Here is a 12,677-nt window from a genome sequence, read left to right as displayed (position 1 = left end):
GCGTAACATCCGCGAAACGCTCTGCTGATCTTTGCGTAGGACCGGTCTTTAACAGGGATTCTGCGCACCTGAGTAGCGGTTTTACGCCTAGCCTTCAGGCTTCCAGAACTCAGAGGAAGCACTGCCATGTCGTTCATAGTCAGGGAAGGCGATCCAACCACCACCGGCGGGTTTGTGCTGAGCGGCTCGTCAAGCGAAGTCATCGACCAGCGCCGCGTTGCCCGCATGGGCGACCCCGTGTGGTGCCCGGCGTGCACCCGCATCGGTTTCATTGCTCAGGGCAACCCGACGTATGTCGACGATCTGGTGGCGGTTGCCACGCAGGGACATGCAGTGGAGTGCGGCTGCAAACCCGGCAGCAACCGCCTGAGCGCCTCGCAGGAACACGTTCAGGCCGACATGGACGCTGCTGTCACCATCTCCACCGAACTGGCCTCGGCCGCGCGGCTGCATGCAGAGCACCTGGCCTGCTCATTGAGAGACGGCAGCTATACGCCCGAGGTGCTCCGGCCGCGATGATTTCTGTGTCTGAGCGTTATGCATAAGTCTTGAGATGCTCACAGATTGGCTTCTGCCCGCAGGGCGTGGGAGCGAACTTGTTCGCGAATACGGTAGTTCAGACGATACATTTTCTGTGACTATACCGGCCCTTTCGTGAACAAGTTCACTCCCACGGCCTTCGGCCAGAATCAAAAGCGGACTTGTGTGCGAAGCTGGGTGCTAAGCGTGGTGCATACCCATCACGGATGGGCATTGGTCTCCAGCAAGTGATGCAGGTCAACGAACTGCTGCGTCAGCTTGTGACGGGGGTCCAGGTGGATCAGCGGCAGGCTGGCCTGATGCGACTCGCGCATTTTCACCGATGCGCCCAGGTAGACCGGCAACACCGGCAGCCCCTCGGCTATCAGCTCGTCGAGCATCTGCTGCGGCAGGCTGGCTCGGGGCTGGAACTGGTTGACGATGATGCCTTCAACCTGAAGATCTTCGTTGTGATCCTCTTTCAGCTCCTCGATCTCGCGCATCAGTCCGTACAGCGCCTGTCGGGAAAAGCTGTCGCAGTCGAACGGAATCAATACACGATCAGACGCAATAAGCGCCGAAACCGCATAAAAGTTCAGTGCTGGCGGCGTATCCAGATAAATCCGCTCGTAATCCTCACTCAGTTCGTCGAGCAGTTTGCGCAGCTTGTTGATCTTGTGCTTTGCCTCAAGTTTGGGCTGCAAGTCGGCAAGCTCGGCAGTGGCCGTGACCACATGCAGGTTATCGAAAGGTGTTTCATAGATATCAACGTGGTTTTTCTTAGCGAACGGTGCTGCTGACAATGTGTTCTTGAAGAACTCGGCAATACCCATCGGAATATCCTGACCGGTAAGGCCGGTGAGGTACTGAGTCGAGTTGGCCTGGGCATCGAGATCGATCAACAACGTCCGATAGCCTTCGTGAGCGCTGACTGCAGCCAGATTGCAGGCGATGCTCGATTTGCCTACACCGCCCTTCTGATTGAATACCACGCGACGCATGCTTTGGGTTCCTTGAAAGATGAAGAAACAGCAGGTGTGGCCGATAACGACCTTAAGAGGTGTAGAGTCTAGGCAGTACATATGACAACAGCGAGCTTATCGCAAAACGGCACGTACCTGCCTGTCATCCTAAAGCCAGACTTGAACTTTAAAATACACGTCTGTAAACGATTTTTATGTAACAAATTTGCTAGTAATGACCCCCATCGGGATAATGCGCGCACTCGGTCAAATTACCGCACCCAGGCTGATATCTACCTGATATCGATGTAGCGAGAAACAAGCCCGCAGGGGCGGGAAGAGAAGTCTTGATCACCTTCAACATTGCACGATGGCACGCCTGGGCTCCGGGCCTGGCGAGCGCGGACGACTGGCTGCAATGGAGCCGCAATCCGACGCTACTGGAAACCAGTGATGCCGCGCCAGACGTGTCTTTCCTGCCTGCCATGCAACGTCGCCGCCTGGGCCGCATGGCCAGAATGGCATTTGCCGTCGGCTGGCCATTGACTGAAGGTTTGGGGCGCGTACCGCTGGTGTTTGTCTCGCGCCACGGAGAAACCCCGAGAACGTTTGAAATTCTGCGCGATCTGGCTGCGAACGAGCCGGTTTCACCGACCCAGTTCAGCCTTTCAGTGCATAACGCAGTGATTGGCCTGTGGTCGATCATGCGCGGTGAAACAAGTGAGATGACAGCCCTGGCCGCCGCAGGCGACGGGCTGGAGTATGGAGCGTTCGAGGCCGCAGCGTTGCTGGCCGAGGGTGCAGAAGCAGTATTGCTTGTGGTGACTGAAGAGCAGCCACCACACGCTTATGCACAATGGATTGATGACGTGCCCTTTCCCTACGCGGTCGGCTTGCTGCTGACGCCCGGCAACGAGTGGGAATTGTCTTTGCACAGCGACACACAAGGGAACCCGCAGACTCGATGGCCCCACGCATTGAATCTGCTGCAAGCCTTGCACACTGATCAATCCGTCTGCCTGCACCCCTGGAATAACCGGTTATGGAACTGGCAACGCAAGAACTGAAAAAACGTCAGGATGCTTATTACTGGCGTTTGCTGGCAACCGCCTTCAGCTTTGCCCTCTTCGGGCTCAGCGGCCTGTGCCTGCGCTTGTTCGTTTTTCCGGTACTGAGTTGCCTGCCCGGCAGTGTAGCCAGTCATCAGCGCCGCGCCAGGCGGACCATCAGCCGCCTGTTCTGGCTGTTCATCCGCATCATGGCGCGCATGGGCGTGTTGACCTACGAGGTACAGGGTGCCGAAAAGCTTGGCCGCCCCGGGCAGATGATCATTGCCAACCACCCGTCATTGATCGACGTGGTGTTCCTGATCGGGCTGGTGCGTGACGCCAATTGCGTGGTCAAGCGCAGCCTGTGGGAAAACCCGTTCACCCGTGGCCCGGTGCGCTCCACAGGTTACATCAGCAACGACGGCAGCATGGACATGCTCGATGCCGCCGTGGAGCGCCTGCAAAGCGGCCAGACACTGATTACTTTCCCCGAAGGCACCCGCACCCAGCCGGGTCAGCCGCCGGTCTTTCACCGGGGCGCGGCCGCCATTGCACTGCGTGGCGCGAGCATGATCACTCCGGTGACCATCAAGGTCCAGCCGACCACTCTGACCAAGGCCGAGCCCTGGTATCGCATCGCACAACGCCGCGTGCACTTCAGTTTGCGCGTCGGTGCCGATATAGACCCCACCGCCTTCAGTTCGCTGGGTCCGCCGCCCGTGGCGTCCCGCAAGCTCAACGATTACCTGCATGACTATTTCACCAAGGAGCTCGCCTCAGATGAGCGATCTGCACCAGGACATTAAATTGTTGATCATCGATGCCCTGGGCCTCGAAGACATCACCCCGGAAGATATCGGCAACGATATGACGCTGTTCGGCGAAGGACTGGGACTGGACTCGGTGGATGCGCTCGAACTGGGCCTGGCCATCCAGAAGCGCTATGGCATCAAGATCGATGCCGATGCAAAGGACACCCGTAACCATTTCGCCAGCGTCGACAGCCTTGCGGCCTTCGTCAGCGCCAGACAACCGGCCTGAGAATTGAACATGCAAACCCGTGAAGACATCTTCGAAATCCTGCGCGCCGCAATGGTGGAACTGTTCGAACTGGAGCCTGAGAGGGTCACACTTGAAGCCAACCTGTATCAGGACCTGGAAATCGACAGCATCGATGCCGTGGACCTGATCGACCACATCAAACGCAAGACCGGCAAGAAGATTGCCGCTGAAGAGTTCAAGTCAGTCAGAACCGTGAACGACGTGGTAGAGGCCGTCTACAAACTGGTCAACACGGCCGAATGAAGCGGCTGATTGGCCTGATTCTGGTGCTGGCCGGTGTGCTGTATCCGTTTGCCGTCTACTGGGGAACCGAACACTTCGCCCCGTGGCAGTTCGCGCTGCTGCTGGGCAGCCTGTGGCTGGCGCGCGCACTGACCGGCGAGCGCAAGCCCGGCAGCCTGGCGATGGCGCTCGTCGCCCTGGTTTTTTGCGTGGCGCTGGGCGTAATCGACAGCCACCTGATGCTGCGCTGGTATCCGGTACTGGTCAGCGCGTTCATGCTCGGCCTGTTCGGTTCAAGCCTGATATACGGCCCGCCTATCGTAGAAAGAATGGCGCGCATAAACCGCCCTGAACTGCCCGAGTCCGGCATCCGCTACACCCGTAAAGTCACACAGATCTGGTGCCTGTTCTTCCTCGCCAATGGCCTCACGGCAGCCATACTGACGCTCTGGGCACCGTTGTCCTGGTGGACGCTGTACACCGGCCTGGTTTCCTACGGATTGATGGGCCTGTTGTTCGCTGTTGAATGGATCGTCCGCCCACCCTCTGCGGGCGGCAAATGAAATGGATCGCATGAACTGGTTGAACCTTGAACACCTGCTGCTCGACGCCCTGCCCGACCGGCCGCTGACACTGGCCCCGACCCTGGACCACGCGCAATTTCGTGATCAGGCATTGAGTGTGGCCGCAGGACTGCAAGCCCGTGGTGTCAAAAACCTCGCGGTACACCTTGAAGATGCCGCTGACCTGGCCGTCGCCTTGTTCGGCGCCTGGCGCGCCGGTGTGCATGTGTTGCTGCCCGCTGACTTGCAAGGCCAGACCCGCGAGCGCTGGGCCAATCGGGTCGACCTGTGGCTGACCGACCTAGCGCACGACACGCATTTAAGCGATCTGCACGCCGCGCAGCTGGCTCCGGCAGCGCTCGACCTTGACCAGTGCCGATTGAGCCTGTGCACCTCGGGTTCCAGCGGCGAGCCCAAACTGATTGAAAAACGCCTGCGCCAGCTGGCCAACGAAGTCTGCGGGCTGGAACAGCTGTGGGGCGCGCAGCTTGGTTCGGCATGCATGATCGGCAGCGTTGCGACGCAACATATTTATGGGCTGCTGTTCCGTTTGCTATGGCCGATGTGCGCCGCACGCCCGTTCGTGCGCCGCCAGTTGCCGTTTGCCGAAGACCTGCAACGCGCCAGCCGCGAATACCCGTCCTTTGCCTGGGTCGCCAGCCCGGCACTGCTCAAGCGCATGGGCGACAACCTCGACTGGAGCAGCCTCAGTGCCGTGCGCCGGGTGTTTTCATCCGGCGGCGCATTGCCAGCCGAAGCGGCGCAAAGTCTGCAACAACGTCTTGGCCAGTGGCCGACGGAAATTCTCGGCAGTTCGGAAACCGGAGGCATCGCCTGGCGGCAGGGCGAACAACACTGGCAAGCCTTCGACGGCGTAGAACTGAGTCAGAACAACGAAGGGGCGCTGTGCATCAGCTCGCCCTATCTGCCGCCCGGTCACGTAGAGCAGACCGCCGATGCCGTGCAGATTGGCAATGATGGGCGACTCGAACTGCTGGGCAGGCTGGACCGCATCGTCAAGCTTGAAGAAAAGCGCGTGTCGTTGCCGCTGATCGAGCAGGCCCTTACGACTCACGAATGGGTAAATGAAGCGCGCCTTGGCGTGGTTCAGGAAAACCGTGCGTCGCTTGGCGCGCTGCTGGTGCTGAGCGATGCGGGCTTGCTGGCCCTGCGCAATCAGGGCCGTCGAGCCCTTACCGAAGCCTTGCGCCAGTATCTGCGACCGCACTGCGAAACCATCGCCCTGCCGCGGCGCTGGCGTCTGCTGCGGCAGATGCCCCTCAATGCCCAGGGCAAACTGGCGCAGATGGACGTGCAGAACCTGCTCATGGCCTCACGCCCCAGGCAACCGCAAGTGCTTGACCAACAGACGGTCGACGGCGAATTGCACCTGCAACTGATGGTCCCGCCAGATCTGGCATTTTTCAGCGGCCACTTTCCCAAGGCACCGGTCTTGCCCGGCGTGGTTCAGGTCGAATGGGCGATCAGTCTGGGGCAGCGCCTGTTGAATCTGCCAACCGACTTTGCTGGCATGGAAGTGCTCAAGTTTCAGCAACTGGTGCGCCCCGGCGACCGCCTGAAACTGACCCTGCGCTTCGATGCCGCTCGCTCAAAGCTGCATTTCGCCTTTCACAACAGCGAAAACGCACCCTGCTCCAGCGGCCGGATTGTGCTGGAGGGAGATCATGCATAAGCCTTGCGTGATCATTCCGGTGTTCGACCACGAACTGGCCGTGCCCAACGTGGTCAAGGCCGTCCGCAATGCAGGCTTGCCCTGCATACTGGTGGACGATGCCAGCAGCCCGGCTTGCGCCGCGGTGTTACAGCAACTGGCGCAGGGTGAGGATATTTACCTGTTGCGCCTGCCGGTCAATCAAGGCAAGGGCGGCGCGGTCATGGCCGGGTTTCGCGAGGCGGCACGCCTGGGTTTCAGCCATGCGCTGCAGGTCGATGCCGATGGTCAGCATGACCTGAGCGATATTCCGGTGTTTCTGGAGCAGTCACGCCAGTATCCGCAAGCGTTGATCTGTGGCTATCCGCAGTACGACGAAAGCGTGCCCAAAGGCCGCCTGTACGCCCGTTATCTCACCCACGTCTGGGTATGGATCAACACCCTGTCACTGCATATTCGCGATTCCATGTGCGGCTTTCGGCTCTACCCGCTGGCCCCGGTTCTGGCGCTGATCGACAGCGTGCAGATCGGCAGACGCATGGACTTCGACTCGGAAATTCTCGTGCGCCTGTCATGGCGCGGCCAGGCGATGCGCTGGCTGCCGACCCGCGTTCACTATCCGCAGGACGGCCTGTCGCATTTCCGCCTGTTTCACGACAACGCCCTGATCTCGAAAATGCACGCCAAGCTGTTCTTCGGCATGCTGATGCGTCTGCCGGTGATCCTCTGGCGGCGGTGGCGCTCATGACCATTGAAAAATCGCCCAAGGAACATTGGGCCAGTCACGAAGAGCGTGGCAGCTTCCTGCTCATGAAGCTTACCGCCTGGGGCATGCGCGTGCTCGGTCGTCGCCTGCTCAGCCCGGTGCTGTATGGCATCGTTCTATATTTCTTCGCCTTCGGCCGCCGTGCCCGACACAGCATCTGGGAATACCAGCAGCGCCTGGCGGACTGGAGCGCCAGACCCGAACTGCGCCCCAGCCAGCGGAGCGTGTTTGGCCAGTTCATGGCCTTCGCCGAGGCACTGCTCGACAAGCTTGACGTATGGAACGGCAAGCTGGGCATCGAACAGATCGAGATCATCGACCCTGCCCTGCTGCGTCACAACCTGCGCGGCGAGCGCGGACAAATGCTGGTCGGGGCACATCTGGGCAACCTTGAGGTGTGCCGCGCACTGGCCGAACTCGGCGAAAAAGTCACCATGAACGTGCTGGTGCACACCAAGCACGCCGAACGCTTCAATCGCCTGCTCGGTGAAGCCGGAGCGACTAACCTGCGGCTGATTCAGGTCAGCGAACTGGACCCGGCGATCATGCTGCAACTCAGCCAGCGTCTGGACGAAGGCGAGTGGCTGGCCATCGCCGGTGACCGCGTTGCCCTGCACGGCGGGCGCAATGTGCGGGCCGACTTTCTGGGCAAGCCCGCGACGTTTCCGCAAGGCCCGTGGCTGCTGGCCGGTCTGCTCAAGTGCCCGGTCAATCTGTTTTTCTGCCTTAAAGGCCAGAACGGCTATCGGGTGATTCTCGAACCGTTCTCCGACGCCATCGAATGGCGACGCAGCGACCGGGCACAGGTCATCGCCCACTGGGCCACGCGTTATGCCGAGCGTCTTGGGCACTACTGCCTGGAAGCCCCGCAGCAGTGGTTCAATTTCTACCCATTCTGGAAGTCCGATGATGATTCAAGCTCCTGACCCGATCATTTTCGGCGAGCGCGCTCTGTGTATCGAAGACGTGCTGGCCCTGGCCAATCGTCAAGCGCCGAGTGCGTTGCAAGGCGACGCTGAATTTCGCGCACGCATTGCCAGGGGCGCGCAGTTTCTCGATTCGTTACTGAACAAGGAAGGCGTGATCTACGGCGTCACCACCGGCTACGGCGACTCCTGCGTGGTGGCCGTGCCATTGGAGCATGTCGAGGCGCTGCCGCAGCATTTGTACACGTTTCACGGCTGCGGGCTGGGCAAGCTGCTGGACGCCCAAGCCACCCGCGCAGTGCTGGCGGCACGTTTGCAGTCACTGTGTCAGGGCGTTTCCGGGGTGCGCGTCGAACTGCTTGAGCGTTTGCAGGCGTTTATCGATCAGGACGTGCTGCCGCTGATCCCGGAAGAGGGCTCGGTGGGTGCCAGCGGTGATCTGACCCCACTGTCTTACGTGGCCGCGACCCTGTCCGGCGAGCGCGACGTGATGTTCCGTGGCGAGCGCCGTCCGGCCAGCGACGTGCACCGCGAACTGGGCTGGACGCCGCTGGTGCTGCGCCCCAAGGAAGCGCTGGCGCTGATGAACGGCACCGCCGTCATGACCGGCATCGCGTGCCTGGCGTTCGCCCGCGCCGATTACCTGTTGCAACTGGCGACCCGTATCACCGCCATGAACGTGGTGGCGCTGCAAGGCAACCCGGAGCACTTCGACGAGCGCCTGTTCGCCGCCAAGCCGCATCCGGGCCAGATGCAGGTAGCCGCGTGGTTGCGTCAGGACCTGGCCATCGACGCGCCAACCGCCCCACTGCATCGTTTGCAGGACCGCTATTCGCTGCGCTGCGCACCGCATGTGCTGGGCGTGCTGGCCGACAGCCTGAACTGGCTGCGCTCGTTCATCGAGATCGAGCTGAACAGCGCCAACGACAACCCGATCATCGATGCCGAAGCAGAGCGCGTGTTGCACGGCGGGCATTTCTACGGCGGGCACATTGCTTTTGCCATGGACAGCCTGAAAACGCTGGTGGCCAATGTCGCAGACCTGCTCGACCGGCAATTGGCGCTGCTGGTCGACGAACGTTACAACCACGGCTTGCCGAGCAATCTGTCAGGGGCCAGCGCCGAGCGGGCCATGCTCAATCACGGTTTCAAGGCGGTGCAGATAGGCACCAGCGCATGGACCGCCGAAGCACTGAAAAACACCATGCCGGCCAGCGTATTCTCGCGCTCTACCGAATGCCACAATCAGGACAAGGTGAGCATGGGCACCATCGCTGCGCGTGACGCCATTCGGGTGCTGGAGCTGACCGAGCAGGTTGCCGCCGCCACGCTGATCGCCGCCAACCAGGGTATATGGCTGCGCAGCAAGGCTGCCGATGCGCGCCCGCTGCCACCGGCACTGGCGGCCATGCACCAACAGCTGGGCGAGGACTTTGCCCCTGTCATCGAAGACCGGGCGCTGGAGAATGAACTGCGCCTGTGCCTGAAACATATTGCCAACCGCCGCTGGAGCTTGCATGCGCAGTAAGGGTTTTCTGCACGTCGACACCGAAATCGTGGTGCCGTTTTTCGACGTCGACATGATGAACATCGTCTGGCACGGGCATTACGTCAAATACCTGGAAGTCGCACGCTGCGCATTGCTCGACCACATTGGTCATAACTACATGCAGATGCTCGAATCCGGTTATGGTTGGCCGGTGATCGACCTGCAACTGCGCTACGTGCGCAGCGCGGTATTCGGCCAGACACTGAACGTACGCGCCAGTCTGGTGGAGTGGGAGAACCGTCTGAAGATCAACTACCTGATCACCGACGCACACACCGGCGAACGCTTGACCCGCGCCAGCACCGTGCAGGTTGCGGTCGACAGCCAGAGCCGGGAAATGCAACTGGCATCGCCCCAGGTCTTTATCGATGCAGTGAAGAGAGCTTTGCCATGAACCGTCCGTTTCGCGCCTTGCTGCTACTGGGGTTGCTGTGCCTGTCTTCACTGGCGCAGGCTTTCGATCTACAACAACTGAGTGATCAGCTCGCTAAACCTGCGGTGGTGCAAGGGCGCTTCATTCAGGAAAAACACCTGCGCGCCCTGCCGCAACCACTGCTCAGCAAAGGCCGCTTCGTGCTCGCCAGGGATTTCGGGCTGCTCTGGCTGCTGGAAACGCCGCTGAAACAGGATTACCGCATCAATGCCAGCGGCATTTCCCGCCGCGAAAGCGTGGGCGACGTCAGCACCTGGAAGCCCGTACCAAACAAAAATGCCGGGGCCGAGCAGAACCGCTTGTTCCTTGCTGTACTGCTGGGCGACAGCAGCGGCCTGCAACGGGATTTCGACTTGCAGCTCAAGGGCGACGCGAACGCCTGGCAACTCACGCTCACGCCGCGCTCGATGCTGCTGCAACAAGTGTTCAAACAGATCAACATCGATGGCGGAGAACTGGTCCAGCGTATCGAGTTGCTGGAAACCCAGGGCGACAGTACCGTCCTGAAAATGATCGACAGCAGCAGTGCTTCCTCCCTGACCGATGCGCAGCGCAATGACTTCAACGACTGAGCGGCTATTGCCGCGACTGTTCCTGCTGATTCTGGCAAGCGTGCTGGCGCTGGCCGGCTGGCAGTGGCACGACCGCTCGCCGCTGTCGGCCAACCTCATGGAACTGGTGCCAGGCACTGACAACGACGAACTGGTGGTGAGCGCCGAAAAGCGCATGCAGGAACCGCTCAATCGCGAAATGCTTGTGCTCGTGGGTCACACCGACCGCCAGCAGGCTGTGGAGCTGGCTCGCACGCTGGCGGAGCAATGGCAAGCGAGCGGCCTGTTCGAGAAGGTTCAGTGGTCGCTGCAAGCCGATCTGCCCGGGTTGCGCACCCAGTTGCTGCAAGGGCGAATCGCGATGTTGCCGGCAGCGGATCGCGCTCTGTTGATCGATGAGCCGAAGACTTTCATCGAGCAGCGCGTACAAACTCTCTTCGACCCGTTTGCCGGGTTCAGCCTGGTGCCGGGTCAGGATGACTGGCTGGGGCTGACCGGACGTATCCAGAACGGCTTGCCGAAACAGGGCTCGGTCGAGGCGGATCTGGCCAGCGGCGCGCTGATCGCCAGCGCCGAGGGCAAAAGCTGGGTACTGCTGCGTTCGCGAACCCGAACCGATGCTTTCGATCTGCACCTGCCCGGTCAGGTCGCCGACCTGCTGGCGAAAGCGCGGGGGCAGGCGCAGCAGGCCGGTGGGCAATTGCTCGCCGCCAGCGGCCTGCTGTACGCCGCCGACGGGCAGAAGCAGGCCAGCCGGGAAATCACCTGGGTCGGCGGGGGCGCCACGCTCGGTATTCTGTTGCTGCTGTTGCTGGCATTCCGACGCTGGAGCGTGCTGCTGGCGTTTGTACCGGTGGTAGTCGGCATGCTCTTCGGTGCAGTGGCTTGCGTGGCGCTGTTTGGCAGCATGCACGTCATGACGCTGGTGCTGGGTTCCAGCCTGATTGGTGTGGCGGTGGATTACCCACTGCATTACCTGTCCAAGAGCTGGAGCCTGAAACCCTGGCGCAGTTGGCCCGCCTTGCGCCTGACCCTGCCGGGCCTGACGCTGAGCCTGATCACCAGTTGTATCGGCTATCTCGCCCTGGCCTGGACGCCGTTCCCGGCGCTGACACAAATTGCCGTGTTCTCCGCCGCTGGCCTGATCGGCGCTTACCTGACTGCGGTGTGTCTGCTGCCTGCGCTGCTTGCAAAGGTCGAGATCAGCCCCGCGCAATGGCCGCTGAAACTGGCGCAACTGATGCTTGATTGCCGCGCTGCGCTGTTGCAGCGCATCAGCACGCCGATTCTGCTGGCGCTACTGTTGGCCTTCTACGGCGGCGGGCTCTGGCACCTGACCACCAAGAACGATATTCGCCAATGGGTCTCGGCACCTCAGGCATTGACCGACGAAGCCCAGGCTATCGCGCGGATCACCGGTTATCAGCCCACCAGCCAGTTCTTCCTGGTGCGCGGCAAGGATCAACAGCAGTTGCTGGATCGGCAGTCGGCGCTGACTCAGCGGCTCGATCAACTGATCAGCATGGACAAGCTGCAGGGTTACATGGCCCTCAACCAGTTGCTGGATTCGCCTGCCGAGCAGCAACTGACCCGTGATGCGCTGGGCAAATTGCCGCAACACTGGCCACCACTGGTGCAGCTTGGCGTCCCGGCCAACGCGCTGAAGACCGAACTCTCTCAATTGCAGGCACTGCCAACGCAAGACATTGATCAGGCGCTTCAAGGCCCGCTCAGCGAACCGTGGCGCACGCTCTGGCTAGGCGCCAGCGAAGATGCCGAAGGCGACGCTCAGGTAGCCAGCATCGTCAGCCTGCGTGGCATGAACAGCATTGCGTTGCTGCGCGTGCAGGCCATCGGACTGGAGGGCGTGCAACTGGTCGACCGCCTGGGTGAGCTCAACGAGGTGTTTGCCCACACGCAGATCAGCGCGGCAGAATTGAAGCTGGCTTCATGTGTGCTGATCGTCCTGCTGCTGATTGTCCCATTTGGTTTCAACGGCGCGCTGCGCATCGTCGCCCTGCCCCTGCTGGCGGCCCTGTGCAGCCTCGCCAGCCTGGGCTGGCTCGGTCAGCCGCTGACTCTGTTCAGCCTGTTCGGCCTGTTGCTGGTAACGGCGATCAGCGTCGATTACGCCATCCTGATGCGCGAGCAGATAGGCGGCGCGGCGGTCAGCCTGCTGGGCACGCTGCTGGCAGCGGTCACCACTTGGCTGTCGTTCGGCCTGCTGGCCGTTTCCAGCACTCCGGCGATCAGCAACTTCGGCCTGTCGGTCAGCCTGGGGCTGGCCTTCAGCTTTCTTTTGGCACCGTGGGCCAGCCCGCGTAAAGCGCTTCATTCGCCAGCCAATGCTGAAGGGCCACACGCATGAGTCTTGCAGCGTTGTCGTCACTCCCTGCCACCGCC

Annotated in this window: 14 protein-coding genes; 13 read left to right on the top strand and 1 reads right to left on the bottom strand. The window is 61.1% G+C overall.

What is annotated here, in order from left to right:
- Nucleotides 1-126: 126 nt before the first annotated feature.
- On the top strand, nt 127-519 hold the full coding sequence (locus RYA97_RS00335; RefSeq protein WP_005752607.1) for a PAAR domain-containing protein: 393 nt from the start codon (nt 127-129) through the stop codon (nt 517-519).
- Nucleotides 520-740: 221 nt separating this feature from the next.
- Here RYA97_RS00335 and RYA97_RS00330 read toward each other — a convergent pair whose 3' ends face one another.
- The gene (locus RYA97_RS00330) at nt 741-1,520 is read right to left on the bottom strand and encodes a ParA family protein (protein ID WP_004654324.1); all 780 of its coding nucleotides are present in this window, start codon (nt 1,518-1,520) and stop codon (nt 741-743) included.
- Nucleotides 1,521-1,828: 308 nt separating this feature from the next.
- Here RYA97_RS00330 and RYA97_RS00325 point away from each other — a divergent pair, with 308 nt between their 5' ends.
- The 12 genes from RYA97_RS00325 to RYA97_RS00270 are packed head-to-tail and all read left to right on the top strand — an operon-like array spanning nt 1,829 to nt 12,642.
- Entirely contained in the window at nt 1,829-2,548 is a 720-nt protein-coding gene (locus RYA97_RS00325) for a beta-ketoacyl synthase chain length factor (RefSeq protein WP_002551689.1), read from the top strand.
- Nucleotides 2,524-3,336 carry a lysophospholipid acyltransferase family protein gene (locus tag RYA97_RS00320; protein WP_316891662.1) on the top strand — a complete coding sequence of 271 codons (813 nt, stop codon included), beginning with the start codon at nt 2,524-2,526 and terminating at the stop codon, nt 3,334-3,336. The genes RYA97_RS00325 and RYA97_RS00320 overlap by 25 nt, the downstream gene beginning before the upstream one ends.
- Nucleotides 3,311-3,571 carry a phosphopantetheine-binding protein gene (locus RYA97_RS00315; RefSeq protein ID WP_002551687.1) on the top strand — a complete coding sequence of 87 codons (261 nt, stop codon included), beginning with the start codon at nt 3,311-3,313 and terminating at the stop codon, nt 3,569-3,571. The genes RYA97_RS00320 and RYA97_RS00315 overlap by 26 nt, the downstream gene beginning before the upstream one ends.
- 9 nt (nt 3,572-3,580) lie before the next feature.
- Nucleotides 3,581-3,835: an acyl carrier protein gene (locus tag RYA97_RS00310; RefSeq protein ID WP_002551686.1), complete on the top strand. Its 255-nt coding sequence runs from the start codon at nt 3,581-3,583 to the stop codon at nt 3,833-3,835.
- Entirely contained in the window at nt 3,832-4,377 is a 546-nt protein-coding gene (locus tag RYA97_RS00305) for a membrane protein (protein WP_004654313.1), read from the top strand. The genes RYA97_RS00310 and RYA97_RS00305 overlap by 4 nt, the downstream gene beginning before the upstream one ends.
- Nucleotides 4,378-4,387: 10 nt before the next feature.
- Complete coding sequence (locus tag RYA97_RS00300; RefSeq protein WP_010195535.1) at nt 4,388-6,070, top strand: acyl-CoA synthetase family protein; 1,683 nt, start codon at nt 4,388-4,390, stop codon at nt 6,068-6,070.
- Entirely contained in the window at nt 6,063-6,797 is a 735-nt protein-coding gene (locus tag RYA97_RS00295) for a glycosyltransferase family 2 protein (RefSeq protein WP_005778726.1), read from the top strand. The genes RYA97_RS00300 and RYA97_RS00295 overlap by 8 nt, the downstream gene beginning before the upstream one ends.
- Nucleotides 6,794-7,741, top strand: coding sequence for a glycosyl transferase (locus RYA97_RS00290; protein ID WP_005778725.1), 948 nt, complete (start codon nt 6,794-6,796; stop codon nt 7,739-7,741). The genes RYA97_RS00295 and RYA97_RS00290 overlap by 4 nt, the downstream gene beginning before the upstream one ends.
- A complete protein-coding gene (hutH, locus tag RYA97_RS00285; protein ID WP_039847343.1) occupies nt 7,722-9,269 on the top strand; it encodes a histidine ammonia-lyase in 1,548 nt (515 codons plus the stop codon). The genes RYA97_RS00290 and hutH overlap by 20 nt, the downstream gene beginning before the upstream one ends.
- Complete coding sequence (locus RYA97_RS00280) at nt 9,259-9,684, top strand: acyl-CoA thioesterase (protein ID WP_002551680.1); 426 nt, start codon at nt 9,259-9,261, stop codon at nt 9,682-9,684. Before hutH ends, RYA97_RS00280 begins: the two co-directional genes overlap by 11 nt.
- Nucleotides 9,681-10,295 (top strand): outer membrane lipoprotein carrier protein LolA, encoded by a 615-nt coding sequence (locus RYA97_RS00275; protein WP_316891657.1) that lies wholly within the window; start codon nt 9,681-9,683, stop codon nt 10,293-10,295. Before RYA97_RS00280 ends, RYA97_RS00275 begins: the two co-directional genes overlap by 4 nt.
- A complete protein-coding gene (locus RYA97_RS00270) occupies nt 10,279-12,642 on the top strand; it encodes an MMPL family transporter (protein ID WP_046832722.1) in 2,364 nt (787 codons plus the stop codon). Before RYA97_RS00275 ends, RYA97_RS00270 begins: the two co-directional genes overlap by 17 nt.
- Nucleotides 12,643-12,677: the final 35 nt, after the last annotated feature.

The organism is Pseudomonas syringae group sp. 26L6 (assembly GCF_032587815.1).
In the GTDB taxonomy this organism is placed as follows: domain Bacteria; phylum Pseudomonadota; class Gammaproteobacteria; order Pseudomonadales; family Pseudomonadaceae; genus Aquipseudomonas; species Aquipseudomonas amygdali.
The sequence above is the reverse complement of the archived record's forward strand: the minus strand, read 5'-3'. Positions and strand labels throughout refer to the sequence as shown.

Excerpts from the sequence above, each read along its gene's own strand:
- RYA97_RS00335 (WP_005752607.1), top strand. The coding sequence starts at position 127 with ATGTCGTTCATAGTCAGGGAAGGCGATCCAACCACCACCGGCGGGTTT.
- RYA97_RS00330 (WP_004654324.1), bottom strand. The coding sequence starts at position 1,520 with ATGCGTCGCGTGGTATTCAATCAGAAGGGCGGTGTAGGCAAATCGAGC.
- RYA97_RS00320 (WP_316891662.1), top strand. The coding sequence starts at position 2,524 with ATGGAACTGGCAACGCAAGAACTGAAAAAACGTCAGGATGCTTATTAC.
- RYA97_RS00315 (WP_002551687.1), top strand. The coding sequence starts at position 3,311 with ATGAGCGATCTGCACCAGGACATTAAATTGTTGATCATCGATGCCCTG.
- RYA97_RS00310 (WP_002551686.1), top strand. The coding sequence starts at position 3,581 with ATGCAAACCCGTGAAGACATCTTCGAAATCCTGCGCGCCGCAATGGTG.
- RYA97_RS00305 (WP_004654313.1), top strand. The coding sequence starts at position 3,832 with ATGAAGCGGCTGATTGGCCTGATTCTGGTGCTGGCCGGTGTGCTGTAT.
- RYA97_RS00300 (WP_010195535.1), top strand. The coding sequence starts at position 4,388 with ATGAACTGGTTGAACCTTGAACACCTGCTGCTCGACGCCCTGCCCGAC.
- RYA97_RS00295 (WP_005778726.1), top strand. The coding sequence starts at position 6,063 with ATGCATAAGCCTTGCGTGATCATTCCGGTGTTCGACCACGAACTGGCC.
- RYA97_RS00290 (WP_005778725.1), top strand. The coding sequence starts at position 6,794 with ATGACCATTGAAAAATCGCCCAAGGAACATTGGGCCAGTCACGAAGAG.
- hutH (WP_039847343.1), top strand. The coding sequence starts at position 7,722 with ATGATGATTCAAGCTCCTGACCCGATCATTTTCGGCGAGCGCGCTCTG.
- RYA97_RS00280 (WP_002551680.1), top strand. The coding sequence starts at position 9,259 with ATGCGCAGTAAGGGTTTTCTGCACGTCGACACCGAAATCGTGGTGCCG.
- RYA97_RS00275 (WP_316891657.1), top strand. The coding sequence starts at position 9,681 with ATGAACCGTCCGTTTCGCGCCTTGCTGCTACTGGGGTTGCTGTGCCTG.
- RYA97_RS00270 (WP_046832722.1), top strand. The coding sequence starts at position 10,279 with ATGACTTCAACGACTGAGCGGCTATTGCCGCGACTGTTCCTGCTGATT.